This is a genomic window from Microbacterium schleiferi (assembly GCF_038150145.1).
GTDB lineage: Bacteria > Actinomycetota > Actinomycetes > Actinomycetales > Microbacteriaceae > Microbacterium > Microbacterium schleiferi_B.
In genome coordinates this window covers 36,894-63,086 of the sequence record NZ_JBBWSA010000012.1, presented here as the reverse complement: position 1 = coordinate 63,086, position 26,193 = coordinate 36,894, and the positions used below count along the sequence as shown (strand labels likewise).

The following is a 26,193-nucleotide window of genomic DNA, read 5'->3' as shown; positions in this document are numbered from 1 at the left end:
GGGACCTTCGTCGGGCGTCTTCTCGGACGTTGTCTGTAACAATGTTCGGATGCAGCTCGAGGCAGCCGATTACGCGGCGATCCTCGACGTCCTCGAGTCGGTCGCCGGCTCACACGACACACGCGACTACGCCGCGCGGGTGAGCGCCGGGCTCTTCCGGCTGTTCCCCTGCCAGGGGGCTTCGTGCACAGAGATCGACGTCACGGGACGTCGCGTCGTCTCCGAGCCGGCGCCCCCATTTCCGTCGGGCTGGATCGCGCAGTACGGACCAGCGTTCGAGGAGTTCGCCTGGCAGCATCCGTTATTCGGAAAGCTGATCTCCGGTGAGCGGGTCGGGCCCACCTCGTGGAGTGTCGATGGAGCAGAGAGTGCGTTCGCGCGCACTGAGCTTTACCGCTCGTTCTACGAGCCCAACGGCGTTCGGCGCCAGACCGTCCTGATCTTCCCCACCCCGCACGGCACATCGATCGTCATCTCGATCGACTGCGCTGCCGCACACCCCTGCGGGGGGCGGGAGGCCGCGATGCTCTCGACGATCGCACCATTGCTCGAGACCAGCTATCGCCTGGTCAGCAGGGCAGAGGGAAACCTTGTCTGGCCCTTCGCGGATGCCGGGGGCGCGGTAAACGGAGGCGCGACTCCGCGCGCTGGGTCGGTACCTCGGGAACCGCTCGGTGAGAGCTCGGACAAACTCACGATCGACGACGCGCAGTTGCGTGCGCATCAGGCGTTGCGATCGGCGGGCTTGACCGCTCGCCAGGCCGAGATCGCGCTTATGGTCGCGAGCGGTGCAGCAACGTCGCAGATTGCTACGACGCTGCAGATTTCTCCGGGAACCGTACGTAAACATCTCGAAGCGGTGCACGCGACACTGGGTGTGTCCAGCCGTGCCGCCGTTGCCGCAACGGTCATGCGCCTCGTCCACCCCGAGGCGGCAGACATCCTCGGTAAGCCGCTGCTCTCACGCTGAGGCCGGCGGAGTCCCCTCGGAAACTGCACCGGCGGATCATCGCTGGCCTGGGGTGCCAAGATCGATGGTTTAGAGCCGCCGGTGCAGTTCCTGAGCCTCGCTGCGAGGGACCCACGACGATCCCTGATGCGGCGAAACTCCCCTCCGCCTACGACGCTACGAGGGCGTTCCGGATCCAGCCATACGACATTTCGCGTACCTGAAGGTTTTCCGGGTGAGCGGCGATCAGTAACCGCTGAGGTCGATGTCGCCCGCGTCGTCGATCTCCGGGCGCGTGGTCAGGAGCACCTCGGCATCCAGTGTGAGGTCGATGATGTCGCGCAACAGGCCACCGAGTGTGGTCGCGCCCAAGAGCCGCAACTGATCCATCTGTCCCAGCGGTGCGATGGCGGCAAGCTGCCACGCCGACTCGACCGGGTCTTCAGACAGCTCCACGTTCGCGTCCCAGCGCACGTCACCGAACTCGGCAGCTCGGGCGAGAACCCGACGAACGATCTGCTCGGCCTGCGCGTGCAGCGGTGCAAGCTCCTCGCTCCACGCGAGCTCCGGCATCGGAGTCACGGATGCGGCGGGGTACGGGTCATCTTCGAGCCACCGATCCACGGCTACGCGGGCGCCTCCCACGGCGATCAGGTGCACATCGTCAGCCCGCGGGTCGACCTGCAGGATCCGCGCCATTGTGCCGACCGAGAATCGCTGGTCGCCACCCCCCGCCTCGCTGCCGCGTTCGATGAGGACCACGCCAAACGAGGGTTCGTCATCGTCGAGGACACGACCGAGCATCATGAGGTAGCGCTGCTCGAAGATTCGCAGCGCGAGCGGGGTATGGGGGAACAACACTGTCCCGAGCGGGAACATTGCGACATCCGCCATGCCCCCAGTCAACCAGCGATTACGAGTGCGGGGCCCGGCGCCGCAGGATCAGTGCGACCACGCCGCGCCACCCGACGAAAAAGACCGCAAGCACGATCGATGCAACGATCACGAACGCGGTCTGCACGCCCTGGCCACTGATAGCGCGCAGGAGCATGCCCCCGATCACCGTATAGAGCCAGACGGCGACCCCGGCGTTCAGGATCGCGAGAGGAAAGCGCCAGAGCCGCATCGTCAGCCACCCGACCAGCAGAGCGACAACGAACGGCCACGTGGTCTGCGCAAGGCCTAAACCGTCGGGACCGATGACCTCTTCGCCGTGGCTAGCGCGGCCGATCGCCGCGAAGATGACCACGAGCACGACGTCGGTCGCGAGGGCGATCGCGACGATGCGAGGCGCCGGTGGAACAGGGGATGGGCGGTGGGGTTCCGCGGCTGTGCTCATGCCTCCAGTCTGCCGGGCCGTGCGGGGTTGGCGAGCTAATCTTGTGCGGTGGCACTGTCGAAGATCTTGCTCTACTACCGGTTCACGCCGATCACCGACCCAAACGCGGTGCGGCTGTGGCAGCGTGACCTGTGCGAGCTGCTCGGGCTTCGAGGACGCATCCTGATCTCACAGGACGGGATCAATGCCACGGTCGGCGGTGAACTCGGCGCCATGAAGACGTATTGGCGCAAGACCCGCGAGTACCCCGGTTTCGGCGACATCGACTTCAAGTGGTCGGAGGGGAGCGGGCTCGACTCCGACGGGCGCAGCCTCGACTTCCCGCGTCTGTCGGTAAAGGTGCGCGATGAGATTGTGAGCTTCGGTGCCCCCGACGAGCTGCGCGTCGACACAGCGGGCGTCATCGGTGGTGGCACCCACCTGTCTCCGGGTGCCGTGCACAAGCTCGTCGAAGAGCGCGGCGACGAGGTCGTCTTCTTCGACGGTCGCAACGCGTTCGAGGCAGAGATCGGGCGCTTCAAGAACGCCGTCGTGCCGGATGTCGCCACGACGCGCGATTTCGTCGCGGAACTGGACTCGGGCAGGTACGACCACCTCAAAGACAAGCCCGTCGTGACCTACTGCACGGGCGGCATCCGCTGTGAGGTGCTCTCGAGCCTCATGGTTTCGCGGGGATTCTCTGAGGTGTACCAGATGGATGGCGGAATCGTCCGCTACGGCGAGAGCTTCGGCAACACGGGGCTGTGGGAGGGCGCGCTGTACGTCTTCGACGGGCGAGAGTCCCTCACGTTCGGGACGGACGCTGCGACGATCGGGGCTTGCGCCCCGTGCGGCGCGGCGACCTCGCGTATGGTCAACTGCGCTGACGCGGACTGTCGGGTGCGTGTCGTGCAATGCGAGGGATGTGCGGATGCGGCATCCGCCCAGTGCGCCCGCCACGCTCGCGTCGCGGAGCCGACTTTGGCGGTCGCCGAGCGTAACTGATCTCGGAACACTTCGTCACGAGATCACAACATCCTTATGGCTGAGGCGTCCCGTGCCGTAGTGTGAGTCCCGCGCCGGCTTCCGGCGTGCGGGTCGCGCACTGTGACCCGGAGGTATACGAAGGAAAAGACGATATGGCCACCGGCACCGTCAAATGGTTCAACTCCGAGAAGGGATTCGGTTTCATCGCTCCCGATGACGGTTCCGCCGACGTGTTCGCGCACTTCAGCGCGATCGCCGGCAGCGGCTACCGCAGCCTCGAGGAAGCGCAGAAGGTCGAGTTCGACACCGAGCAGGGCCCCAAGGGTCTGCAGGCTGCGAACATTCGCGCACTCTGACACAATCCCCTCGAACGCGCCGCTCCGAAGCCGGAGTCGGCGCGTTCGTCGTTTCTGCGTGTCATCCGCCACACGTTGACGCGCTCCAGCCTGACGATGTCGTGTGAACTCGCCAGTATTCGGATGCCGACATATCGCCCTCCGTAGTGTGGGGGACAGCGAACGGCAACTGCCCTTGGCATCCATCCCGCGGCGCGCACGATGTGCGGCGCACGAGCGAAGTCAGGTGCCGTTGTGCCGTCATCCTCTGTATCCACCAGTCCTCCCGTCCTGGCCGACTCAGCCCGACTGGGACCCGTGCGCCAGACCTATGCCGGAACCGCCGAGTTCCCGCCGGTGGCGCGCGCGTACACACAGGTGTCGCAGGTCGTTCGTGAGCTCGGACTGCTGCAGCGCACGCCGTGGTTCTACGCCGCCGTCGGCGCGGCAATCGCCCTCGGCTTTGGCGGTGCGATAACAGGATTCATCCTGCTGGGGGACAGCTGGCTGCAGCTGCTGATGGCTGCTGCTTTCGGCATCCTGTTCACGCAGGTCGCCTTCCTCGCTCACGAAGCCGCCCATCGCCAGATCCTCGCCAGCGGCCCGGCCAACGACCGGCTCGCCCGCGTCCTCGGCGGCATCGTCGGCATGAGCTACTCGTGGTGGGACTCCAAGCACTCGCGTCACCACGCCAACCCCAACCGGGTCGGCAAGGACCCCGATATCGAGGTCGACACGATCTCGTTCCTCGAGACGGATGCCGCAGCCTCGCGCGGCATCGTGCGCTTGATCACCCGCAAGCAGGGGTGGCTCTTCTTCCCGCTGCTGACCCTCGAAGGCTTCAACCTCTACGCGCTGAGCCTCCGCCACCTGTTCTCCCGCGGACCCGTCAAGGGCCGCTGGACCGAACTCGGCATCCTGAGCCTGCGCTTCGGGGTCGTGCTGGTGCCGATCTTCCTGTTCCTGCCCTTGGGTATGGCTTTTGCCTTCGTTGGCGTCATGGTCGCCGTGTTCGGCGTGTACATGGGGGCGTCGTTCGCGCCGAACCACAAGGGGATGCCGATCATCGCGCCTGACGCCAAGCTCGACTTCTTCTCGAAGCAGGTCCGTACGTCGCGGAACGTCGCCGGCGGATGGTGGGCGACGTGGCTCATGGGGGGCCTGAACTACCAGGTCGAGCACCATCTCTTCCCGAGCATGTCGCGCCTGCATTTGTCGCGGGCGCGTGAGATCGTGCGCGACTACTGCGCAACGAACGACGTGCCGTACACCGAGACCTCGCTGTGGCGCTCGTACGCGATCGTCATCGACTACCTCAACCGTGTCGGACTTGCCGCTCGCGATCCGTTCGACTGCCCCATGGTTTCGGAGTACCGCCGGGCCTGAGCGCTCGGCCCGTGGCGTGTGATCGCCGTCCGGACGGGGCTCCCAGGTATCACTGGTAGGGTCGTTCACGGCGGACATCGTTCTCGATCTCTGCCGGCGTCGTCGATACGCATCCCGGCCTGACGGTCCGGCTCTCTTCTCGAACGGCGAACCGATGCGCGAACCCGCGCCGTCGCCAATCCTCCGCTCACCACAGCCCTTCGCCGCTTCGCGCGGGTTGTGCACGTGTGCGCGGACAATCACGAAAGCATCCCCATGACTACCTTTCTTGACCTTGGCGTGCCCGCAGCGCTCGCCGAGGTGCTCAGTTCCTCAGGCAAGACCGAGGCCTTCCCGATTCAGCGCGACACGCTGCCCGACTCCCTTGCCGGGCGCGACGTGCTCGGCCGTGGCCGCACCGGTAGCGGCAAGACGATCGCGTTCGCGCTGCCGCTGGTCGCGCGCATTGCGGCATCCTCGACTCCGCTGACCTCCGGTCGCCCGCGCGGACTCGTGCTGGCCCCCACCCGGGAGCTCGCAACACAGATCGCCGCAACCATCGAGCCGCTCGCAAACGCCGTGGGCCTGCGGGTCACCACGATCTTCGGGGGCGTCAGCCAGCGCCCGCAGGAGCAGGCGTTGCGCGCCGGTGTCGACATCGTCGTGGCGTGCCCAGGGCGCCTCGAAGACCTCATGAAGCAGCAGGTCGTACGTCTCGACCGCGTCGAGGTGAGCGTGCTCGACGAGGCCGACCACATGGCCGACCTGGGCTTCCTCCCGGGCGTCACACGCATCCTTGCTGCAACGCCCGCCGACGGCCAGCGCCTCCTCTTCAGCGCCACCCTCGACGGCGGCATCGATGTGCTCGCTCGCCGGTTCCTGACGTCGCCCGTGAGCCACGAGGTCGACGAGTCGAGTGTTCCCGCGGGGGAGATGACTCACCGTGTGTTTTTGATCCCCGGCACGGAGGAGAAGACTGCGCTGGTTCGCGAGCTCGCGTCGGGCCAGGGACGCCGCATCCTGTTCACGCGCACCAAGCACCAGGCCAAGAAGCTTGCCAAGCAGCTCACTGCTGCCGGCATCCCCGCTGTCGACCTGCACGGAAACCTCTCGCAGAACGCGCGCGACCGGAATCTTGCCGCGTTCTCGGCCGCGCCCGAGAACGGCGGCGTGCGAGTGCTGGTTGCGACGGATGTCGCAGCCCGTGGTGTGCACGTCGATCAGGTCGAGCTTGTCGTGCACGTGGATCCTCCCGTCGAGCACAAGGCATACCTGCACCGGTCGGGACGCACCGCACGTGCCGGCGCCGAGGGAACAGTCGTCACGGTGGGCCTTGAGGCGCAGCGTCGCGAGATCGCCCAGCTGCTCAAGAAGGCAGGCATCCAGGTCGAGGCAGAGTCCGTGAAGGCATCGTCGGCAGCTGTCGACGAGCTGGTTGGGCCTCGCGCTGGGCACCGGATGCTGCCCGTCACCGCGCCGGCATCGTCGCCTCGCACCGCCCGTTCGGGCGGGTCGGGTAGCGGAGGCCAGCGTTCCGGGGGCGGACAGCGCAGCGGCTCGGGTCGCGGTACCCAGCCGGGACGCTCCGCGAAGCCCGGGCACACGGCCAAGCCCACCCACGCCCACAATCCGCGTCACGCCGCCGACCAGGGCTCCGCAGCCGACCGTAACCCGCAGCGTGCCGAGGGTGCTCCAGCGCGACGTCGCCGCGGTTCACGCCGTCGCGGCGCGGGTCAGCGCCCCGCCGCCCAGTAAGGACCCAAGGTCTCACGCGAGGGGTCGCAACACGCCGCACGCGCACAGCGCGATACGGCGCGTTGCGACCCCTCGCGCTTGGCTCTGAGTGCAGGGCGACCTGAGACCGCAGAGAGCTCGGCTCAGATGTCGGTCGGGGTCCACTCCGAGACGACGCTCAGTTCCTCGAGCTCCGCGTCGGTGAGCTGCAGCGTCGCGCTGGCCAGGAGGTCAGCGACCTGCTCGACGCGCGAGGCGCTCGCAATCGGGGCGACAACGTGCGGCTGTTCGCGCAACCACGCCAGCGATACCGCCGCCATCGTGCTCGCGCGGGTCGCGGCGATCCGCTCCAGGACCTGCAGAATCTGGAGTCCTTGCGGGGTGGCGTACTTCGCGGCGCCCGTGGCTCGCGGCGACGCGCCGCCGTCGGCATCCGGCGACCGGTACTTGCCGGTCAAGAACCCGCTGGCGAGGGCGTAGTACGGCAGGATGCCGAGGCCGAACTCTTCGGCGATCGGGGCAATTTCGCCCTCGACCTCGTTGCGGTGCACGAGGTTGTAGTGGGGCTGCAGCGCGACCGGCTGAGCCACGCCCAGGTCGGCTGCTGTCAGCATCCATTCGCGCATGCGCGCGGGTGTGAAGTTCGACAGCCCGATCGTGCGAACGAGGCCATCGTCGACGAGCTTACCGAATGCCGAGACAGCCTCAGCGAGGGGAACCTCGGGGTCGTCGTAGTGCGCGTAATACAGGTCGATGGTCTCGACACCGAGTCGCTCGAGCGACGCTTCGGCAGCACCGCGGATGTTCTTCAAGCCCGGGAATTCGGGGTGGCGGCTGACCTTGGTTGCGATGGTCAGCTCTGCTGATGGACGGGCGGCGAGCCAGGCGCCGATGATCCGCTCGCTGTCGCCGCCGGTGTTGCCCGGAGCCCACGCGCTGTATCCATCGGCGGTGTCGACGAAGTCGCCGCCGCCCTCGGTGAAGGCGTCGAGGATCGCGAAGCTCTCGTCGCGGTCGGCGGTCCAGCCGAAAACGTTGCCACCGAGGCAGAGGGGAAAGACGTCGAGGTCGCTGGTTCCGATGCGGGTCATGGCTCCATCCTTGCACCGGATGAGCAGCCAATGCCCGATCTGAAACGGCCGACAGTCCTGACGTCGGTGCTGCGGTTCGGTAGCGTGTGACGAGTGAACGCACCCGTCGATCCGACATCCACGCCCGCTTGGTCCGCCCTCACCGACGCGGCATCCGGATTCGCTCCGGACCTGCGTGGCTGGTTCGCCTCCGACCCCGGCCGGGTCGACCGGATGAGTCATCCGCTGGCCGACCTGCACGTCGACCTGTCCAAGAACCTCGTGACCGATGAGATCCTCGCCTCGCTCGCGGAACTGGCAGAGCAGACCGGCGTTGCGGAGCGATTCGCGCAGATGCTCGCCGGCGTGCACCTGAACACCTCCGAAGACCGAGCTGTGCTGCACACGGCACTACGTCGGCCGGCAGGGGAGAGCCCCGCGCTTGTCGTCGACGGACAGGATGTCGACACCGACGTGCACGCGGTGCTCGATGCGATGGATGCCTTCGCCAACCGTGTGCGGTCGGGTGAGTGGGTCGGGGTGACCGGCAAGAAGGTCACGCACGTCGTCAACATCGGCATCGGCGGCTCCGACCTCGGTCCGGTCATGGTCTACGAAGCTCTTCGCCCCTATGCGACTGCTGGGATCGAGGCGCGGTTCGTCTCGAACATCGACCCGACCGACATGGCGCAGAAGACTGCCGATCTCGACCCCGAGACGACGCTGTTCATCGTCGCCTCGAAGACCTTCACCACCCTCGAGACCCTCACCAATGCTCGACTCGCGCGCGATTGGCTGTGGGCGGGGCTGACGGCATCTGGAGCGATCGATGGGACTGACGCCGCCAAGACGGATGCCGTCGCCCACCACTTCGCCGCTGTATCGACGGCGCTCGACAAAGTAGCCGCGTTCGGGATCGACACCGACAACGCGTTCGGTTTCTGGGACTGGGTGGGCGGCCGCTATTCGGTCGACTCTGCGATCGGCCTCTCGCTCACGATCGCGCTGGGTCCGGATGCGTTCCGCGACCTGCTCGCCGGATTCCACGCCGTCGACGTGCACGTCGCCACGACGCCGCTGGCTCGGAACGTGCCGGTGCTGATGGGCCTTCTCAACGTCTGGTACACGAATTTCCTCGGCGCGCAGACCCACGCCGTGCTGCCGTACGCGCAGCAGCTGCACCGCTTCCCGGCCTACCTGCAGCAGCTGACGATGGAATCCAACGGCAAGCGCGTCCGGTGGGACGGGTCGCCGGTCACGACCGACACCGGCGAGGTGTTCTGGGGTGAGCCCGGTACGAACGGGCAGCACGCGTTCTACCAGCTCATCCACCAGGGCACGAGGCTCATTCCGGCTGACTTCATCGCGTTCGTGAACCCCGCCTATCCGCTGGAGGATGGCGGCCGAGACGTGCACGGGCTGTTCCTCGCGAACTTCCTCGCGCAGACCAAGGCACTGGCGTTCGGGAAGACCGCCGAAGAGGTCGAGGCCGAGGGCTCCACCGGCGTCCTCGTGGCCGCGCGGACCTTCCCCGGTAACCGGCCCACGACGTCGATCTTCGCGCCCGCTTTGACCCCGTCGGTACTCGGCCAGCTCATCGCCCTGTACGAGCACATCGTGTTCACCCAGGGGACGATCTGGGGCATCAACTCCTTCGACCAGTGGGGCGTCGAGCTCGGCAAGCAGCTCGCCTTGCAGATCGCTCCCGCGATCGAGGGCGACGCGGACGCCGTTGCAGCCCAGGATGCCTCGACCCGCGCGCTCCTCGAGTATTACCGCGAGCACCGGGGGTAGGCGGGGCTCTTCCGCCGGATTCTGGCTCACGGGCCTCCGCAGCGCAGGAACAATCGCGGACGCAGGAGGATCGCGCGCTGATCCTTCCTACGCACGTGATGTTTCCTACCGTGGGAAGTTGCAAGAAGCGCGAGCGGTCGGCGCCCATGCGCTCGGGCGCCTGCGAGACTGGAGCGCGTGCCAGAGCCGATGAACCCGCATCCGACCGACCGCTACATCGTCGCCACCGACGGTGCGTGTAAGGGCAATCCCGGACCCGCCGGATGGGCGTGGGTCGGCGAGGACGGCAACTGGGCGGCGGGGTCCCTCCCCGAAGGAACCAATAACATCGGCGAATTGCTCGGCCTGCTCTACGCAATCACCGACCACGCTGACGTTACCGAGCTCGTGATCCAGGCCGACTCGAAGTACGCGATCGACACCTACTCGTCGTGGATGGACGGGCACCGTCGCCGCGGCTGGGTGACGAGCGCCAAGAAGCCTGTCGCCAACCGAGAGATCCTGGAACGCCTGATCGCGGCCCGTGATGCGCGCCGGGCAGCGGGGATGCCGGATGTCGTGCTTGAGCACGTGCGGGGGCACAGCGGTCATCGCCTCAACAGCTGGGCAGACGAGCGCGCGGTCCGCGCCTCGGAGCACGCCGCGAGGGGCGAAGCGTTGACCTGGACCTCTCTGCGCGGATTGGAGCGGCTTGACGTCACCGTGGATCCGCCGCGGGGGAGCGCCGATCGCGCAGGAAACTGAGGAGCGCCGCGCAGCACGGCTTCCGCTCCTCACCCGGTCATCGCCCGGCGAGGGCTCGGATGAGGCTCCTTTCCTCGTCGGCGGTCAGTCCAGCGCGACGGGCCCTGTCGAGGCCTCGGGTGCGTTCGTCCTGCAGAACCCGCGCCAGTGTGTCCGATAACGGCCGAGCGGTCCCGTCGGTGCGACGGTAGGCAGATCCGTCGCGTTGCGCGAATCCGGTCGCACGGGACGGAAGCCACAGCGGCAGCGAGCGCGGACCCGCCCAATATTGGATGCCGTGCGCCTCGAGCGCGGCATCCGTCACCTCGATCAGCTCTCCCCGGAAACCTGTCACGGCGCGTGCCGCTGCGAAGAAGTCGGTCATGGGGAGGGACCGACCCACGGCGTTGATCGTGCCGGTCAGGCCTGCAGAGCCCGCCGCGGCGAGCCACGACGCCAGGTCCGCGACGTCGATGACCTGGACGAACCGATTCTGCATGACCGGCACGATCGTGGGGCCGCCGCGGTCCAGGCGTGCCGGCCAGTAGCCGAATCGGTCGCTCGGATCGCCGGGGCCGACGATCAGGCCGGGCCGTGCGATGAGGAGTCGATCGCCGAGGGCGGCGGCCGTGACCTGTTCAGCGGCGACCTTCGCGTCGGCATACTGCGAGAGATCAACAGGTTCGACCAGCGCCGCGCTCTCGTCCGCTCCCGGCTCGTCATCGGCTGCGTACACCGACACCGTCGAGACCAGTGTCCAGTGCGCCGCGCGCGAACCAAGCCCGGTGACAGCGGGAACGACAAGGTCGGGCTCGGAGGACAGCTCGATGACCTCATCCCAGTCGCCGACGAGCTCGCGGTACGCATCCGGGCGACGACGGTCGGCGGCGACGAAGTGAGCACCTTCCGGTGCGGTGCCCGATTCGCCGCGAGCCACGCAGGTGACATCGGCGCCGAGTGCGAGCGCGGCAGACACCAGCTCCCGGCCGAGCCAGCCGGTTCCGCCGAGCACCAGCACTCTACTCATGGCGCCGGTCGTATCCACTCGTCTGCCACGGGGACGATCAGTGCCGCGATCACGCCTTCGCGGTTCGGTGAGCTCACCTCGGCGATCCCGCCATTGGCGTGCGCAAGCTCCTGCGCCACCGCGAGACCGAGACCGGTTCCCGGGGCGTGCGCCTCCTCCGCTTCTTTCGTCCGGTAGAAGCGGTCGAAGACGTGGGGAAGGTCTGCCGCGGCGATCCCGGGGCCGGTGTCGCGGACGGTGATGCGGACAGCCGATAGGGCAGACCCGTCGGCGGCAACGAGCGTGGAGTCGTCGTGCGACGCTTCCACGCGCACGCGACCGCCGCGCGGCGTGAACTTCACTGCGTTCGCGACGAGACTCGCCAGGGCGTGGCCGAGTTCGGAGGGGACGCCCTGGACAAGGCCATCGCAGTCGCCGACGCTCAGCTCGAGGCCTCGTTGCCGCGCCGACGGTGAGTAGCGGGTGAGGACCTCATCGACGAGGTCGGCGACGGCGACCTCCGCGATCAGAAAGTGACGATCCGCGCGCTCCTGCACACGCGCAAGGATCAGCAGGTCGTCGATCAGGTAGCTCAGACGTGCCGTGTTGCGCTGGACGACCTCGATCCACTCCCGCGACTGCGCCGGCAGTTCGTCGGATTCCTCGATCAGTTCGAGATACCCGGCGATGCTCGCGATCGGGGTGCGAAGCTCGTGGCTCGCCGTGGCCACGAAGTCGCTCTGACGACGCTCGAGATCGAGCTTGGCCGCGAGGGCCGTCGCCCGTGCGCGTTCGGCGTCGAGGAGGGTCTGGGTGGCGCGCACGCTGTCGGTGATGTCGAAAACCTGCACGGCAACTCGTGTGTCGTCGCCGGTGACTGTCGACGCGTCGATGGTCATGACCCCGCCGTCGGAGGTCTCAAAAGTCGCACGATGGCCGGTGCGAAGACTGTTCTCGACGTGTTCGCGGATGGGGCCGTGCACCCAGACATCGTCCTGACGCAGTTCCGACCGGAGGACGCCGCGGGCCGCCGAGTTCGCGAGCAGCGCCCGCCACGTGGCGCCACGTCGTTCGGCGATGACCAGGCCGACTCGGGAATCGATGAAGCCGCCGGTGAACAGCTTGGCGAAGTCCCGGCTCGTGCGGTTCGCAGCGCTCAGCTCGTAGCTCGCTGTCGAGAGGAACAGGTTGTACAGCCCGGCCATGAAGATGAACAGCGCGACAATCAGCACCTGAGTGCGGGGATCGAGTCCCGGCTCGCTGAACGGTCCGATGCCCGCGACCGTCATGGCGAGAACCGCGACACCTGTCAACAGGGTCTCGACATAGGAGCCCCAGTTCGGAAATCGGAACGATCCCCAGGCCAGAATGCCCACGGGCAAGAAGGTCAACGGAAGACCGGCCCCACCGACGGCAAGGAACACGAGGATCCCGGTCAGCGCGGCGACTTGGGCGATGACCTCGATGCGCGGGATACGGAGATAGGTCGGGGGTGGCAGAACGGCGAAGGGCGCGATGATGAGGATCGCTGCAGCATGCGATGCCGCTGCCTGAGTCGCAGCGGGGAGGAACTCGCGGCCATCGGCGAGAACAACCAGACCCACGAGGATACCGAGCAGGCTCGACGCCGCAAGCACCGCGAGAGCGAAGCGCCACGCGTGGCGAACGGAGCGAAGCCGAAAACGCCTCGTCGCCCGGTGATCGAGCAGAGCTGCGAACACTCCGGCCTCGATGGCATTGGCCAGACCGAACCCGACGGAGGTGACGAGGTCACGCTCTCCCGTGGCGTTTGCAAGCCCGGTGGCGACGAACACGAGGACTAACGCCGCCCACCGGCGTTGGCGCGGGTTGACCAGCACGAACCACGCTGCGACGCCGGCGGCCGGCCACCACGCGGCGACACTGCCTCCGAACGGCGTGAACGCGACGCCCAGGCGAGACAGAGCGAACAGGGCGAGAGCAACGAGAACCCACGCCCACCACCGCGGGGTGCGCTGGATGCTCGCCACCGCGAGTTCGAGCCGCCCCGACGCCGCCGACCCCATGGATTAACGCTATCGGATCCGTGCTTCGGCCCCGACGGTGCCACGTCCCGACTGCGCAACACCGTGTCGCTGACGTGTCGGAGGCGGCCGGTTCTTCGTCGAGAGCACGGTGCATTCCAGCACCGTTCACTCATAGCTTGTTCATAGATTCGCTTGGCCATCCGCATAGCGCGGATGAGCAGAGTGAGTGGCATGACAGTGATCACACCCCTCATCTCCCGTCTGGCAGCCGCAACGCTGGCTGCGACCCTCGCCGTGGGCATCACAGCCTGTGGAACCGTCAGCGCATCGACCGAGGAGAGCACGAGCGCCACGACCGTCGCACAAGACCGGTCGACGCCCAGCGTCACCACGGCGAGTGCGCAGTCGCCGACGCTCGCTGAGCTGGTCGCGGAGGTGGCGGGCGAGTTCAGCCAGATCGAATGGACCGACCCCGATACCGGGCAGACGCTGACCTACAACATCTATCTGCCCGAGGGGTATGACAAGTCCAAGTCCTACCCGCTGGTGGTGTACATCCCCGACTCGAGCCAAGTGGGCAGCGACGCCACTGCAGGACTCTCCCAGTACGGGGCGCTGATCTGGGCCAGCGACAGCGAGCAGGCCAAGAACGAGAGCATCGTCGCTGTGCCCGCCTACCCCGAGGTGATCCTCGACGATCACGGCTCGTACACGATGACCGAGTACGTCGAGATGACTGCGCGCCTGGTCGAGGATCTCACACAGACCTATGCGGTCGACACCGACCGCGTCTATGGGACCGGGCAGTCCATGGGAGCGATGACCATCATGTACCTGGCCGCCACATATCCCGATCTATTCGCGGCGGAGATGATCGTGTCGGGCCAGTGGGACGTCACGACGCTCTCGGGGCTGGCCGGCGAGAAGTTCGTGTATACGGCCGCAGCGGGTGATGCGAAGGCCTCGGGTGGTCAGTCGGATGTCGAGGCGATGCTCGACGCGGCTGGGATCTCATACAACACGGCAGTCTTCGATGCCACGTGGTCGGAGGACGAGGAGGCGGCAGCGGCCGCGGAGCTGTTGTCGACGAGGGACGGCGCCCACTTCCTGACGTTCGCCGAGGGCACCGTGCTTGAGGCCAGTGACGGGTCGGGGGCGATGAACAGTGAGCACATGGCCTCGTTTCAGCCGGCGTACGAGATCACGGCCCTGCGCGACTGGCTGATGGCTCAGACCGAAAACTGACGCGAGGGGCTACGAGCTAGGCAGTGACGGCATGCCGCGTTGACTTCCAGCCCAGCGCGGGCGCGACGTGCTTCGCGAAGGCCTCGACGATACGCAGGTTGAACGCAACCCCGAGTTGACTCGGAATCGTGAGCATGAGCGTATCGGCTGACTGCACGGCGGCATCCGCCAGCAGCTGCTCGACGAGCACCTCCGGCGCGCCCGCGTACGTCTTGCCGAACGTCGAGCGCATACCGTCGATGTAGCCGACGCCGTCGCCGTCCTGTCGACCTCCGAAGTACATCTCGTCCTCGGCCGTCGTGATCGGGAAGATGCTGCGGCTCACCGAAACGCGCGGCTCACCTGGGTGGCCGGCCTCGCGCCACGATGTGCGGAACGCGTCGATCTGCTGGGCCTGCAGCTCGTCGAACGGCAGACCGCGGTCCTCGGTGAGCAGTGTGGACGACATCAGGTTCACGCCCATGCGTCCTGCCCACTGCGCGGAGTCGCGGTTGCCGGCGCCCCACCAGATGCGCGAGCGCAGTCCGGGGGAGTGTGGCTCGATGCGCTGCATCCCGGATCCGCCGCCGAACGGACTCATCGCGTCGCGCTCGGCCAGTCCCTCACCCTCGACCGCGCGGAGGAATAGGTCGAAGTGCTCTCGGGCGATGTCGGCACCGCGCGGATCGCTCGAGCCGGTGTAGCCGAACGCCTCGTAGCCACGGACGACGGTCTCGGGTGATCCACGGCTGACGCCGAGGGCGAGTCGTCCCTCGCTGATGAGGTCGACGGATGCCGCTTCCTCAGCGAGATACAGCGGGTTCTCGTAGCGCATGTCGATGACGCCGGTGCCGACCTCGATGCGCTGCGTCTTGGCAGCGATCGCGGCCAGCAGCGGCATCGGTGAGGACTGTTGCCTGGCGAAGTGGTGCACGCGGAAGTAGGCGCCGTTGACGCCAAGGTCATCCATGCCCTGCGCCAGATCGATCGCCTGAAGCATCGAGTCCTGCGCAGTCAGGATGTGCCCGCCGCCGACGGGGCCGTAGTGGCCGAACGAGAGTGTTCCGAATCGCTGCATGTTTTACTCAACCTCCGCGGGCGTTGATCTATTCCTCTGAATGGATGCCGGAAACGGGCGCGGCGAGCACATAGTCATGCTCGAGGCGCGCTCCCACGAGGAAGCGTTTTGTGCCGATCGGAACAAAGCCGTGCTTGGCATAGAACCGCTGCGCGCGAAGGTTCTGCTGGTTCACGCCAAGCCAGACGTGCCCGACGCCACGCTCGCGCGCTTCGCCGATCGTTCGCTCGAGCAGGCGCGCGGCGACTCCCGATCCGTGAGAAGAGGGGAGGGCATAGCACTTCGACAGCTCGGCGACAGGGCGCGCACGGTCATCGCCGAGGGCGACGCGGACGTCGGAGTCAGTCGGTTCGCCGAACACGAGCATCGTGTAACCCAAAAACCTGCCCTCGACATCATCAACGAACACGATGCGGTCGGCATCGGCGAGGTAGGTCAGGAAAGACGTTTCGCTCAGGTGGGCGTCGATGAACGCGCGCTGGTCGTCCGCCGTCGACTCCGGCGGGCATGCCAGGGGGAACGTCTCGGCAGCGAGCTCATGCAGCGCTGCGGCATCCTTCGGGACGGCTCGACGGATCACGGCATCCATTCTGCCGCGTGCGCCGCTAGCGTTGGCATGAGAGCCGCATCGTCGCGGCCCGACCTGGGAGTGTGCCCGTGTACGCCTTCATCATCCTGCTGCAAACGCTGATTCTGCCCGTCGTTTCCGGCGGCATCCAGCTCTTGGTGTCCGGAGGAAACCCCCTGCTCGTCTTCGGGCTGTGGTGGGGCTTCTGGGGTGTCGGCATCCGTCTGACATTGGCCGGTCTCAGCCAGGTGATGAAACCCGACCGCACGCGCAAGATTTTGGGCGTCGATGCAGCGGATGCCAACCAGGTAGTCCAAGAGCTCGGCTACGCGAACCTCGGAATGGGGGTGACAGCGCTTGCGATTCCCTTCCTGCCGGTGTGGGGAGTGCTCCTGGCGGTGCCGGGGGCGATCTTCCTGCTGCTTGCCGGCGTGCGGCACGTTTTCAAGCCGGGCAAGAACGCCGCCGAGCGGGTGGCAACGTGGACCGATCTTCTCGTCTTTGTCGGCGTGACTGCTGGCGTGATCGGACTCGCGATCGTCGGGTGGTGATCAGAGCGGCACGCACGTGAGAGGCGTTGAGCTCCGCCGCGGGCGTGGCGCGGTTCAGCCCTGGAGCTGTTCCACGACCTTCGCAACACGCCGCGCGCGGGTGTCGGCGGCCTTCGCTTCATCGACAGATCGAGCGTGCTCCTTGCGGCGTGATGGCGCCAGGGCGTCGAAAGCCACTCGCAGGCCCGCAGCATCCAGAGCAAGCGCGAGGTCTTCGGGTACCTCGGCGTCGCGCGGGGCGGTGTCGAGCTCGACGGTGACGCTGTGTTGTTCCCCGCCGGCGACTCCGGCAGCCACCCTGGTCGCCGCGTTGACCGGGATGAGCGAGAGCCCGCGCATGACCCCGACCGTGGTGCGGTACTCGTATCCGTTGAGGACGACACGCACGGGTGGGCGCTTGCCGCCGCCGATCTCGGCAATCTGCTCGTCGGAGAGCGGGATGCCGACGTTGTTGCCGCCGGTACGCAGCAGTTCCACGGTGAACGTCGGCACGGATTCTCCTCGCTAGAGCGACGCGTAGGACTCGAAGACGGTGCCCTCGGGAAGAGGATCCCAGAAGATCGCCTCGAACGGAACGTCAGCGCCCGTAGCGGGCAGCTCGTCCACGTATGTCCAGGCGCCGCCGATGATCTGTCCTGATGGGTCGCGGGCGACGACGGTCACCTGCACGAGCTCGAGATCTTCGGCAAAGTCGCCGCTGATAGTACCTGTGACAGTGGTTGACACCTCATCGGATGCCGACGTCAGAGCGCCGAGGGTGAGTTGTCCGGTCTCTGCAAACGGTGAATACAGGGCATCCGCTGCCCCCGGAGGCACGACGTTGAGGTCTGCGATCTCGGCGTCGCCCACGTCGATGAAGTCGCCGACCAGGGCGGTTTGGCCGGAGAGGATGACGCGGTACTCGTTCGCGACATCGATGATCGTGCCGTCGTCGGCGATAGCTTCGACATCGATGCTGGCGTAGTCGAAGATGTAGTCCTCGTTGGGATTGTCGATCACGGCGACGTACCACCACGACCCCGGGTCGGACTCGTAGCGTCCGATCGCGGTTTCGAGCACGACGATGTCTTCGGCGACGACGGTGTCATCAGCTGGGTCGTCGTCCTGGGGTGGTACCGCGGTTGCTTCAGCCACCGGACCCTGATCCGGCTCGAGCAGAGCCGCCATGCCCCCGATCCAGAAGAACGAGATCACGATCATCACGAAGGCGACGATCCAGCCGACGACCGAGGTCACGAGCGCTGCGATGCTCAGGCCCTTGCCGCCGTACTTCTTTCCGATCAGGGCGACGAGGCTCACGATGAACGCCGCCAGCAGAACGGGTCCGGCGAACCAGTTCACGAACGGGATGAAGGCCATGACGAGCCCGACGCCTGCGAGCACCATTGCGACGATTGCCAGCGTTTGTGGTCGAGCGTCGGGCGGCGCGGGAGCAGGCGTGTAACCCGGGGGTGGCGCGTAAGCAGGTGCGGGTGGGGCTGCGGCAGGGGGAGGATAGCTCGCGGGAGATGTGGGCGACTCGTCGGGCCCGGTCGGTGTGTCGTTCGACATGTTTGCTCCCCCGTTCGCTCCCGAGCGTAGCGGTCACACGGTCACGCGGGCGGTCGGGCGGCATCCGGGGGCGGCCCATGGCGGTCTGCTCATCCGTAGGCTGGAGGTATGAACAAAGGAAGTCTCTGGACGATCCTCGGAGTCATCGCGGCGATCGTGATCGCATGGATTCTCGTGGAACTGCTCTGGGGTGTTGCGCTGCTCATCGTGAAGCTTGCGGTCGTGGCGGTCGTCGCCCTCTTCGTGTTCTTCCTGCTGCGCTCAGTCTTCTCGCGATCCTCGTCTGAATGAACGTGCGCGCGGTTCGGGGCACGGCCGCCGCAGCGCTCATCGCTGCGGCGTTGACCTTGACCGCGTGCGTCGAATCGGCATCCGAACGCCTGCAAACACCAAGCGTCGAGGCGACGACGCCCGCGGCAACACCCACCCCCAGCGCGTCGTCGATGGCAGCGACGTGGAGAACGGCCGGCGCACCGACTGCCGCTGCGGCAAACCTGCGGGTGCCCTGGTCGGTCGTACCGTTCCCAGACGGAACCCGCATCGTGAGTATGCGCGGCGGCGAGATCGTGGAGATCGACGCCGGCGGTGCGGTGCGCACGATCGGCGGCGTTTCGGGTGTCAGCGCTACCGGCGAGGGCGGTCTGCTCGGCCTTGCGGTGCTGGAGCAGGATGCCGAGAGCTGGTTGTACGCGTATCTCACGAGCTGGGACGGCAATCGCGTTATCCGGATGCCGCTTCTGGGGGCTGCGGGTGAACGCAGCCTCGGCGGCGAGCAGGTCATTTTCGACGGCATCCCGAAGGCGAACACGCACAACGGCGGACGTATCGCGTTCGGTCCTGACGGATATCTGTATGTCGCGACGGGGGATGCCGGAAACCGCGATGCCTCGCAGGACCTGGGTTCGCTGTCGGGGAAGATCCTGCGGATCGATGCTGAGGGCTCACCTGCGCCGGGCAACCCGTTCGGTACTGCCGTCTACTCTCTCGGCCACCGCAACGTTCAGGGTCTGGCGTGGACCGACGATGGCACCCTCTGGGCCACCGAGTTTGGTCAAGACCAGGTGGATGAGATCAACCGCATCATCCCGGGCGGAAACTATGGCTGGCCGATCCATGAGGGAGCGGCGGGTGATCCGGCCTTCGTGGATCCGATCGTCACGTGGTCGACCGATCAGGCGAGCCCCAGCGGAATGGCAGCCGTCGGGAACACGCTGTTCGTCGCGGCGCTGCGCGGCGAGCGGGTATGGATGCTCGATGTCGGCCCCGAGGGGCTGATCGGCGATCCGCAGCCGCTGTGGATCGGCGAGTTCGGCCGCATCCGTGATTCCGCCGTCGACGGCGACGAACTGCTGTTGCTCACCAATAACACCGACGGGCGGGGGGCGCCATCTGGCGACGACGACCGGCTGCTGTCGGTTCCGCTCGTCGTGGCCGGGCCGTAGGTCGAGCCCCTAGTCGGTGAGGCGCTTCTCGAACCAGTGATGCGCGTACGGCTCGTCGTTGAATGCGGGGATCTCGAGGTATTCGGCAGAGCGATACAGCTGGATGGCCTCGGTGAGCGCGCGGTTGGTGTCGAGGCGCACGACGGTGGACCCGGCATCCCGCGCCTCATCCTCGATCGCGGTGAGCAGGCGCCTGCCCAGGCCCATGCCCCGGGCCTCGGTGCTGACCCAGAGGCGTTTGATCTCGCCGACGCCATCGGCGTGAAGTTTGACGCCGACGCACCCGACGACGGTGCCCTTGAGTGTCGCGACGAGGAAGCGCCCGGCGGGGGGACGCAGGGCATCGGCGGGCGCAGGTCGGGCGGTGGCGGGGTCGAATCCCATGTCGAACCGCTCTGCCAGAACGGCGTAGTACTGCGCGATCGCGTGCCGGGCTGCGGGTTCGTCGGGATCGACGGGGGAGACCTCGATGGCTGAAGCGGTCAGGAGCCGGCGCGTTGTCGCTGCGGCAGCAAGGAGCTGCTCTCGTTGTTTCGGCGTGAGCGGCTCGAGGATCGCGTCGGCCAGATCATCCGACAGGCGATCCAGGATGCCGATCTCGGCGCGGCCGGCATCCGTGACCTCTGCTCGCCGCACGCGGCTGTCGTCGCCGGATGCGCCGGTCACGATGAGGCCCTCCTGCTCGAGGGCTCGGAGCATGCGGCTGAGGTATCCCGAATCAAGTCCGAGCCGCGCTCGGAGTTCTCGCACCTCCGCGCCGTGCGTACCGATCTCCCAGAGCAGCCGGTTCAGAGCCAGCGACCGGCCACGGTCGAGGTAATGATCTTCGAGGATGCCGATCCGCTCGGTGACGGTTCTGTTGAAGGCACGAAGCTCCGCGCGGGCGCGAACCGGGTCGGGGGAACGTGCGTTCATATCTCTGACTATAGTCAGACAATCTTCCGAGTCGAGGGCTGAGCGAGCAGCTACCTCACATTCTCGTGAGCCACGTCGTCCTGAATGATGAGAGCGTGCGTCCTGGTCGTGACCGCGCGGACGAGGAGAGATCATGCGCATTGCCGTCGCAGGCGGAACCGGAACGGTGGGACACCACATCGTCGAGCACGCGACGAGAGCCGGTCACGACGTCGTCATCCTGTCGCGCTCGACCGGTGTCGATCTGGTGACAGGAGAGGGCGCGCGAGCCGCGATCGATGGAGCGGATGCCGTCATCGACGTCGCCTCGATTCAGACCCTGTCGGCGACGGCATCCCGGGAGTTCTTCGGAACGGTGACCGAAAATCTGCTGGCGGCTGCTCGCGGCGCCGATGTTCACCATGTCGCGCTGTCCATCGTCGGTGCGGCGCAGGCGCCCCACGGGTACTACGCGGGCAAGCTCCTGCAGGAGCAACGGGTCGCGGCATCCGCCGGGCATTGGTCGATTCTGCGGGCTACGCAGTTTCATGAGTTCGCCGTTCAGGTGCTCTCCCAGGCGAAGGTCCTCGGCGCACACCTGGTGCCGCGGATGCTGTCGCAACCGGTGGCGGCTGCCGAGGTCGCTGCTGCCCTGCTGCAGATCGTCGAGGGCGGAGCCCACGGCGACGCGCCCGACCTCGCGGGCCCGCGCGAGGAGCGGATGGCTGACCTCGCCCGCCAGTACCTGCGCCAGATCGGTTCGGGGGCGCGGGTGGTCGAGGTGCGTCTTCCCGGCGGGTTGGGTACGGCGATGGCGAACGGCGGATTGCTGCCGGGGACCGGCTCGCGCCTCGGGTCGCAGACGTTCGCTGATTGGCTTGATCAGTACGGTGGACCGGGGAGAACTGATGTCTGATGAGACGCTCGACGACGAGGCGATCGCCGAACGTCGGCACCTCGTATCGCTGGCATTTCGGATGCTCGGCACGGTCGGCGAGGCCGAGGATGCCGTGCAAGAAACATACGTGCGCTGGTATCGCCTCACCGACCAGGAGCGGGCGTCGATCGCTTCGCCGCGCGCCTGGTTGACTCGGGCGGCGAGCAGAATCTGCCTGGACATGCTCGGGAGCGCCCGGGCACGGCGCGAGAACTACGTCGGCGAGTGGCTGCCCGAGCCGGTGCCCGTGACGGCATTTACAGATCCCCGTGGATCCGCGACCGCTGACGCGCGAGACCCGCTTGACCGCGTGAGCCTGGACGAATCGGTCTCCAGCGCGCTCCTCACGGTGCTGGAGTCGATGACACCGGCAGAGCGGGTCGTGTTCGTGCTGCACGAGGTCTTCGCGATGCCGTTCCGCGAGGTCGCTGAGGTGGTCGGGCGAACGGATGCCGCCTGTCGCCAGCTCGCGGCATCCGCTCGTCGTCGAGTGCAGACCGCCGGAGCGCGTCGGGTCTCACGCGAGGAACACGACAGGGTGGTCTGGGCGTTCGCGGCAGCCGCCCAGTCGGGCCGCCTCGATCCGCTCGTCGCCGTGCTCGACCCCGAAGTCGTGTTGCGCTCGGATGGCGGCGGTCACGTGAGCGCCGCGCGCAGGCCCGTGATCGGCGCTGACCACGTCGCCCGCTTTCTTCTGGGCGTTGCCAGCAAGCGCCCGGAGGTGCAGCTACGCCCGCAGCAGACACCCGACGGGCTGGGTTTCGCCATGTGGCTCGACGCGCGGATCATCGGCGTCGTGACGCTCGAGGTGAGCGACGGCAGTGTGCGCGAGGTCAGGCTGGTGTTGAACCCCGAGAAGCTCTCGCTCTGGAACTGACGGCGGCGACGCCTGCCGCGAACAGTGCGGCGAACCAGAGCGCTGCCGGTCCGAAAACCGCATACACGATCGCGCCGCCGATTGCGCCGGCGGCGATCGCGAGCCAGAGCGCGAGATAGCGCAGCCACCCGGTGCGCTCACCGCCGCGCAACGCGCCGACGATGCCCTCGCCGATCTTCACGAGGGCGCCCGTCATGTAGGTGATGCCTAATGACGGCCCGCCGCTGCCGCTGAAGACGGTGTTCACCGCCCCCATCGCGAGCGAGAGGCAGAGCGCGGTGGGGGCGACGGCCAGCAGAGCCGTGCCAGTCACCGCGTTGGCGTCGACCGGGGGAGCGGATGCCAGAGCCGCACCCACGGCTACCATCACTGCAACGCCGAGCAGAACAATCCAGCCTCGGTCGCGTCGCGGTGATCGGATCGCTGTCCCAGCCATGACCCCGACGACGAACGCGACGATCACGGCGAAGCCGAATCCGGCAGCCGCCAGATCGCCCCCGGCGAGTTCGACGCCGGACTGGGTCGTGTTGCCGCTCATGAACGACACGAAATAGCCGCCGAGGTAGATGAAGGCAATGCCGTCGATGTAGCCGGCCAAGACGGCGAGCAGAACGGCGATCGCGAGCCGAGAACGGGGGAGTGAATCGACCACGGCTGGGCGGCATCCTTTCCCGCGGCGGGCCATCGCGCGGCGTCAGCGCCCAGATTATCGGTGGGCGTCGGTGCCGGCACCGCGCATGCTCGCGAGGTACCGGGCGGTCAACTGCACTCGCCGGTCGGGATCGTCCACCAGCTGCCGGAGGATCCGGGTCGCGGACTCTGAGTCGATCTCACCGAGAGCCTGAGTGAGTCGCAGTCGAGCGTCATCGTCGGCGAGCGTGGTCAGCGCGACATCCAGCCTGTGCTCGATATCCCCGCCGTGCGAGCGCGCGATGTGCGCGAGCGACTCCGCTGCCTGGACGTCATCAGCGCCGCGCACGATCATCGCGATGAGTTCATCAGCCGCTTCCGGCGCTCCACGCCCGCCCAGGATGAGGGCCGCGCCGCCGCGGACAACCGGGTCACCGTCGGTGAGGGCGGCGAGCAAGACCTGCGCGACATCCGTTCGCGGCGACGATGCGATCTTTGCGAGCGTGGAGCTGGCGCGCTGCCGTACCGCACCGTCGCCCGAGCCGAGAGCGCTGCCCAGCGCCGTTACGGTCGCCTGGTCCGCAGCGCGCGCCAGCGCCCACTGCAGGGCTCCCGCGACGTTCGGATCATCCTCGGCGAGCACCGCATCTGTCAGTGCCGAGACCATCGGTGGTCCGGGACTCTCGAGCGCGGCACGCTGCCGCTGCGAGGCGTCGTCAGACCCCAGCCGCTGCAGCAGCGCCACCGTGTGCAGCACGTCGGTCCAGTCCTCGGGCTCTTGCTCTCGCAGGTGCCGCAGCCGCCTCAGCAGTTCCTGCTCTCGCGCGATCGTCTCGACCGTGCCGGCGATCACCCGATCGAGGATGTCGGTGGGCGTTGCTCCGGAGTCCTGCAGGGCGTTCCCGACCTGCCGCAGCTCCAGGCCGAGTGAGCGCAGCGCCTCGACCTGAAGCAGGCGGCGCAGATCGTCATCGCCGTAGTCGCGGTAACCCGCGCGGGTCCGCTCGCTGGGCTGCACCAGTCCGATGCGGTCGTAGTGCCGCAGCATCCGCGCGCTCACGCCCGACAGCCGGGCGACCTCGCCGATTCTCATCCGGGGGATCCCTCCTCCTCGGCGTCGTCGGGTACCGCCGGTGCGTTGCGGAGCGCAAGGATTCGCTTCGCCTCGAAGACGGCCGCCCCGAATCCCTCGTCGGGGTCGTCGAACAGTCGCTGGGTTGCGAGGGCGTGCGTCAGCGCGTCGTCGCCGAGTTCATGTGTGAGGATCCGCTCGAGCGCCCTCGATCCCGCCTCGCCCAGTCGGACGAACGCACGGCTGAGGCTTCGCTGCATCTCGGCATTGCCTCGGCCGAGCTGACCGGTGAGTGCGTCGGCGAGCTCGGATTCGAGGCCGGGAGGTACGAGCACGACAGCAGCACGCCATGCCGACCGCGCTACCTCGTCATCCGGGTCCGCGAGGGCCTGCGGAGTGATCGCCTTCCAGCCGTCAGCGGCTCCCACCTTCGACAGGGTGTGCAGCGCCTGGCTGCGTGCTTGCGGATTCAGACTGCGCGCCTCGGTCACAAGCAGCGGTACCGTCTGGTCGCTGTCGTGCCGGGTGATCGCCCAGGTGAGGGTGTCACGCACCGCGAAGTCCGGCTCCACCCCGCATCGTGCGATCAGGACCTCAATGAAGCTCGGATCGGGGAGAGATCCCGCGGTGAGAGCTGCCTGCAGCCGCGTCGATGCCGAGGCATCTCGCAGCAGTGCGTCCAGCCGGTCGGCGTTTGGGGTTTGTGTGGTCACGGGGCACCTCCTGACCCCAGTCAAAAGCTTGTCACAGTGACAAGGTCAAGCGTGAGGTCGGGCTTCCCAGCGATTTTGTCGCCGCGCGTGTTAGCGTCCGGGCATGTCCTCGACAGGCCCCGAGGCTGCGTCCCACAGCTCCGACCCAGCGCCATCCGGCTCACTCGAGCGTGAGATCCGTGCCGAGATCGCTGACGCCGAGCGCGAGGACCGCCCGATCAGACGGATGCTGCGCGCAGCGCGCGCGTGGGTAGCGCGGCATCCGCGCATCGAGATCGCCTACCGGGTCGGCGTCGCCGTCGTCGGCACGATCATGACCTTCGGCGGACTCGTCCTGGTTCCGCTGCCGGGCCCGGGCTGGCTGATCGTGTTCCTCGGGCTCGCGGTGCTCGGCACCGAGTTCCACTGGGCGCGCAGGCTGTCGGGCTGGGTCAAGCGGATGCTGGACCGGTTCTGGCAGTGGTGGCGTCAGCGTCGGGCGGCTCGTGCCGCTCGTGAAGCCCGCGCAGAATGAGAGCCCAGGCGAGGAGGAACGCCGGTTCGTCGAGCCGTCGTCGACGCATCCAGCTCGTGACCTCTGCGTTGCACTTACTTGCGTTGCAGCTGCCGCAGGCCGGAACCACGTTTTCGATGGTGTAGCGGCCGCCCCGCGAAATCGGAAGCACGCAATCCTTCTGGAGGGCAAGACCCGCGCGTCCGCAATACGCGCACCTTCCCCACGCATCGCGGATGAGTACCCATTCGGCTTCGGTGAGGTCACTTCCCGACGCTGCCACACGCCGGGCACGGCGCCGTGCAACACGGGCACGGCGGGTGCGTGGGGCGGCCATGGCATTGACCGTAGTGCCCTCGCACCGCGGCGGCGCGGCGAAACGCGCGCGTCAGCCGGCTGCGCGGTGCACGAGATCGCGCAGGGCGGCTTCCACCTCGTCGGTCACTTCGATAACGGCGAAGGCCGTCGCCCACATCGCGCCGTCATCGAGCAGAGCATCCTCGTTGAATCCGATGCTGCCGTAGCGGGTGTCGAACTTCGACGCCGGCTGGTAGAACACGACGACCTTGCCATCGCGGGCATACGAGGGGAACCCGTACCAGGTCTTCGGATCGAGGTGGGGAGCCTCATCCTGAACGATCCGATGGAGTAGCTCGGCGACGGCTTTGTCGGTTCCCGTGAGCGCGGCGATGGCATCGACGCACGCCTGCGCCTCCTTCTTCTTCTTTACCGAGCCCGTTCCGCCTGCGCCCTGCTCGCGCAGCTCCGCGGCGCGCTGCTTCATCGCCTCGCGTTCGGCGTCGCTGAAGCCATCCGATGAGGTGTCACGCTTGTCGGCCATCGTGGTTCCTTTCTGGTGCCGGTGACATCGAACAT

Annotated in this window: 29 protein-coding genes; 14 read left to right on the top strand and 15 right to left on the bottom strand. The window is 67.3% G+C overall.

Annotated features, from left to right (window positions below; translation table 11 throughout):
* Window positions 1-49: 49 nt before the first annotated feature.
* The gene (locus AADH62_RS13165) at window positions 50-970 is read left to right on the top strand and encodes a helix-turn-helix transcriptional regulator (RefSeq protein ID WP_341579875.1); all 921 of its coding nucleotides are present in this window, start codon (window positions 50-52) and stop codon (window positions 968-970) included.
* A 225-nt stretch (window positions 971-1,195) separates the two neighbouring features.
* Here AADH62_RS13165 and AADH62_RS13160 read toward each other — a convergent pair whose 3' ends face one another.
* Window positions 1,196-1,843 carry an LON peptidase substrate-binding domain-containing protein gene (locus tag AADH62_RS13160; RefSeq protein WP_331791145.1) on the bottom strand — a complete coding sequence of 216 codons (648 nt, stop codon included), beginning with the start codon at window positions 1,841-1,843 and terminating at the stop codon, window positions 1,196-1,198.
* A gap of 19 nt (window positions 1,844-1,862) precedes the next feature.
* Complete coding sequence (locus AADH62_RS13155) at window positions 1,863-2,288, bottom strand: DUF3054 domain-containing protein (protein WP_341579874.1); 426 nt, start codon at window positions 2,286-2,288, stop codon at window positions 1,863-1,865.
* 48 nt (window positions 2,289-2,336) lie between these two features.
* Between AADH62_RS13155 and AADH62_RS13150 the strand changes: the two genes are divergently transcribed.
* From AADH62_RS13150 to AADH62_RS13135, 4 genes are all read left to right on the top strand, one after another.
* Complete coding sequence (locus AADH62_RS13150) at window positions 2,337-3,272, top strand: rhodanese-related sulfurtransferase (RefSeq protein ID WP_341579873.1); 936 nt, start codon at window positions 2,337-2,339, stop codon at window positions 3,270-3,272.
* 134 nt (window positions 3,273-3,406) lie between these two features.
* On the top strand, window positions 3,407-3,610 hold the full coding sequence (locus AADH62_RS13145) for a cold-shock protein (RefSeq protein ID WP_228178646.1): 204 nt from the start codon (window positions 3,407-3,409) through the stop codon (window positions 3,608-3,610).
* A 201-nt stretch (window positions 3,611-3,811) separates the two neighbouring features.
* Window positions 3,812-4,975, top strand: coding sequence for a fatty acid desaturase family protein (locus tag AADH62_RS13140; protein ID WP_425355691.1), 1,164 nt, complete (start codon window positions 3,812-3,814; stop codon window positions 4,973-4,975).
* A gap of 255 nt (window positions 4,976-5,230) precedes the next feature.
* Window positions 5,231-6,709: a DEAD/DEAH box helicase gene (locus AADH62_RS13135; protein WP_341579871.1), complete on the top strand. Its 1,479-nt coding sequence runs from the start codon at window positions 5,231-5,233 to the stop codon at window positions 6,707-6,709.
* A 122-nt stretch (window positions 6,710-6,831) separates the two neighbouring features.
* Here the strand turns inward: AADH62_RS13135 and AADH62_RS13130 are convergent, their stop codons facing one another.
* Window positions 6,832-7,779, bottom strand: coding sequence for an aldo/keto reductase (locus AADH62_RS13130; RefSeq protein WP_341579870.1), 948 nt, complete (start codon window positions 7,777-7,779; stop codon window positions 6,832-6,834).
* A gap of 93 nt (window positions 7,780-7,872) precedes the next feature.
* On the opposite strand from AADH62_RS13130, the gene pgi reads away from it, so the two are divergent.
* The gene (gene pgi, locus AADH62_RS13125) at window positions 7,873-9,552 is read left to right on the top strand and encodes a glucose-6-phosphate isomerase (RefSeq protein ID WP_341579869.1); all 1,680 of its coding nucleotides are present in this window, start codon (window positions 7,873-7,875) and stop codon (window positions 9,550-9,552) included.
* Window positions 9,553-9,741: 189 nt separating this feature from the next.
* Window positions 9,742-10,296 carry a ribonuclease H gene (locus AADH62_RS13120; protein WP_341579891.1) on the top strand — a complete coding sequence of 185 codons (555 nt, stop codon included), beginning with the start codon at window positions 9,742-9,744 and terminating at the stop codon, window positions 10,294-10,296.
* A 37-nt stretch (window positions 10,297-10,333) separates the two neighbouring features.
* Here AADH62_RS13120 and AADH62_RS13115 read toward each other — a convergent pair whose 3' ends face one another.
* On the bottom strand, window positions 10,334-11,302 hold the full coding sequence (locus AADH62_RS13115) for an NAD-dependent epimerase/dehydratase family protein (protein ID WP_341579868.1): 969 nt from the start codon (window positions 11,300-11,302) through the stop codon (window positions 10,334-10,336).
* Window positions 11,299-13,326 carry an ATP-binding protein gene (locus tag AADH62_RS13110; protein WP_341579867.1) on the bottom strand — a complete coding sequence of 676 codons (2,028 nt, stop codon included), beginning with the start codon at window positions 13,324-13,326 and terminating at the stop codon, window positions 11,299-11,301. Before AADH62_RS13110 ends, AADH62_RS13115 begins: the two co-directional genes overlap by 4 nt.
* A gap of 192 nt (window positions 13,327-13,518) precedes the next feature.
* On the opposite strand from AADH62_RS13110, the gene AADH62_RS13105 reads away from it, so the two are divergent.
* Entirely contained in the window at window positions 13,519-14,532 is a 1,014-nt protein-coding gene (locus AADH62_RS13105; RefSeq protein WP_341579866.1) for an alpha/beta hydrolase-fold protein, read from the top strand.
* Between the two features lie 16 nt (window positions 14,533-14,548).
* Here AADH62_RS13105 and AADH62_RS13100 read toward each other — a convergent pair whose 3' ends face one another.
* Together AADH62_RS13100 and AADH62_RS13095 are read right to left on the bottom strand one after the other, a co-directional pair.
* Entirely contained in the window at window positions 14,549-15,589 is a 1,041-nt protein-coding gene (locus tag AADH62_RS13100; protein WP_341579864.1) for an LLM class flavin-dependent oxidoreductase, read from the bottom strand.
* A 28-nt stretch (window positions 15,590-15,617) separates the two neighbouring features.
* Window positions 15,618-16,178, bottom strand: coding sequence for a GNAT family N-acetyltransferase (locus AADH62_RS13095; RefSeq protein ID WP_341579863.1), 561 nt, complete (start codon window positions 16,176-16,178; stop codon window positions 15,618-15,620).
* Window positions 16,179-16,246: 68 nt separating this feature from the next.
* On the opposite strand from AADH62_RS13095, the gene AADH62_RS13090 reads away from it, so the two are divergent.
* Window positions 16,247-16,708: a hypothetical protein gene (locus AADH62_RS13090; RefSeq protein ID WP_341579862.1), complete on the top strand. Its 462-nt coding sequence runs from the start codon at window positions 16,247-16,249 to the stop codon at window positions 16,706-16,708.
* 54 nt (window positions 16,709-16,762) lie between these two features.
* Here AADH62_RS13090 and AADH62_RS13085 read toward each other — a convergent pair whose 3' ends face one another.
* Entirely contained in the window at window positions 16,763-17,200 is a 438-nt protein-coding gene (locus tag AADH62_RS13085; protein WP_341579861.1) for a YdeI/OmpD-associated family protein, read from the bottom strand.
* 12 nt (window positions 17,201-17,212) lie between these two features.
* Window positions 17,213-18,259: a hypothetical protein gene (locus AADH62_RS13080; RefSeq protein WP_341579860.1), complete on the bottom strand. Its 1,047-nt coding sequence runs from the start codon at window positions 18,257-18,259 to the stop codon at window positions 17,213-17,215.
* Window positions 18,260-18,367: 108 nt separating this feature from the next.
* Between AADH62_RS13080 and AADH62_RS13075 the strand changes: the two genes are divergently transcribed.
* Both AADH62_RS13075 and AADH62_RS13070 read left to right on the top strand, forming a co-directional pair.
* The gene (locus AADH62_RS13075) at window positions 18,368-18,550 is read left to right on the top strand and encodes a hypothetical protein (protein ID WP_341579859.1); all 183 of its coding nucleotides are present in this window, start codon (window positions 18,368-18,370) and stop codon (window positions 18,548-18,550) included.
* The gene (locus AADH62_RS13070; RefSeq protein WP_341579858.1) at window positions 18,547-19,701 is read left to right on the top strand and encodes a PQQ-dependent sugar dehydrogenase; all 1,155 of its coding nucleotides are present in this window, start codon (window positions 18,547-18,549) and stop codon (window positions 19,699-19,701) included. The genes AADH62_RS13075 and AADH62_RS13070 overlap by 4 nt, the downstream gene beginning before the upstream one ends.
* 9 nt (window positions 19,702-19,710) lie before the next feature.
* Here the strand turns inward: AADH62_RS13070 and AADH62_RS13065 are convergent, their stop codons facing one another.
* Window positions 19,711-20,616 (bottom strand): helix-turn-helix domain-containing GNAT family N-acetyltransferase, encoded by a 906-nt coding sequence (locus AADH62_RS13065; protein WP_341579857.1) that lies wholly within the window; start codon window positions 20,614-20,616, stop codon window positions 19,711-19,713.
* 133 nt (window positions 20,617-20,749) lie between these two features.
* Here AADH62_RS13065 and AADH62_RS13060 point away from each other — a divergent pair, with 133 nt between their 5' ends.
* Window positions 20,750-21,511, top strand: coding sequence for an SDR family oxidoreductase (locus tag AADH62_RS13060; RefSeq protein ID WP_341579856.1), 762 nt, complete (start codon window positions 20,750-20,752; stop codon window positions 21,509-21,511).
* Complete coding sequence (gene sigJ / locus AADH62_RS13055; protein ID WP_341579855.1) at window positions 21,504-22,409, top strand: RNA polymerase sigma factor SigJ; 906 nt, start codon at window positions 21,504-21,506, stop codon at window positions 22,407-22,409. The genes AADH62_RS13060 and sigJ overlap by 8 nt, the downstream gene beginning before the upstream one ends.
* Here the strand turns inward: sigJ and AADH62_RS13050 are convergent.
* From AADH62_RS13050 to AADH62_RS13040, 3 genes are read right to left on the bottom strand one after another with little or no spacing between them, the layout of a single operon-like run.
* Window positions 22,366-23,061: a YoaK family protein gene (locus AADH62_RS13050; protein ID WP_341579854.1), complete on the bottom strand. Its 696-nt coding sequence runs from the start codon at window positions 23,059-23,061 to the stop codon at window positions 22,366-22,368. The two genes, sigJ and AADH62_RS13050, sit on opposite strands and share 44 nt — an antisense overlap.
* A gap of 54 nt (window positions 23,062-23,115) precedes the next feature.
* On the bottom strand, window positions 23,116-24,132 hold the full coding sequence (locus tag AADH62_RS13045) for a HEAT repeat domain-containing protein (protein ID WP_341579853.1): 1,017 nt from the start codon (window positions 24,130-24,132) through the stop codon (window positions 23,116-23,118).
* Complete coding sequence (locus AADH62_RS13040) at window positions 24,129-24,824, bottom strand: HEAT repeat domain-containing protein (protein ID WP_341579852.1); 696 nt, start codon at window positions 24,822-24,824, stop codon at window positions 24,129-24,131. The genes AADH62_RS13045 and AADH62_RS13040 overlap by 4 nt, the downstream gene beginning before the upstream one ends.
* Before the next feature lie 103 nt (window positions 24,825-24,927).
* Here AADH62_RS13040 and AADH62_RS13035 point away from each other — a divergent pair, with 103 nt between their 5' ends.
* Entirely contained in the window at window positions 24,928-25,338 is a 411-nt protein-coding gene (locus AADH62_RS13035) for a TIGR02611 family protein (RefSeq protein ID WP_341579851.1), read from the top strand.
* Here AADH62_RS13035 and AADH62_RS13030 read toward each other — a convergent pair.
* A complete protein-coding gene (locus AADH62_RS13030; protein WP_341579850.1) occupies window positions 25,256-25,654 on the bottom strand; it encodes an HNH endonuclease in 399 nt (132 codons plus the stop codon). The genes AADH62_RS13035 and AADH62_RS13030 overlap by 83 nt on opposite strands.
* A 51-nt stretch (window positions 25,655-25,705) precedes the next feature.
* The gene (locus tag AADH62_RS13025; protein WP_341579849.1) at window positions 25,706-26,158 is read right to left on the bottom strand and encodes a hypothetical protein; all 453 of its coding nucleotides are present in this window, start codon (window positions 26,156-26,158) and stop codon (window positions 25,706-25,708) included.
* Window positions 26,159-26,193 lie beyond the last annotated feature (35 nt).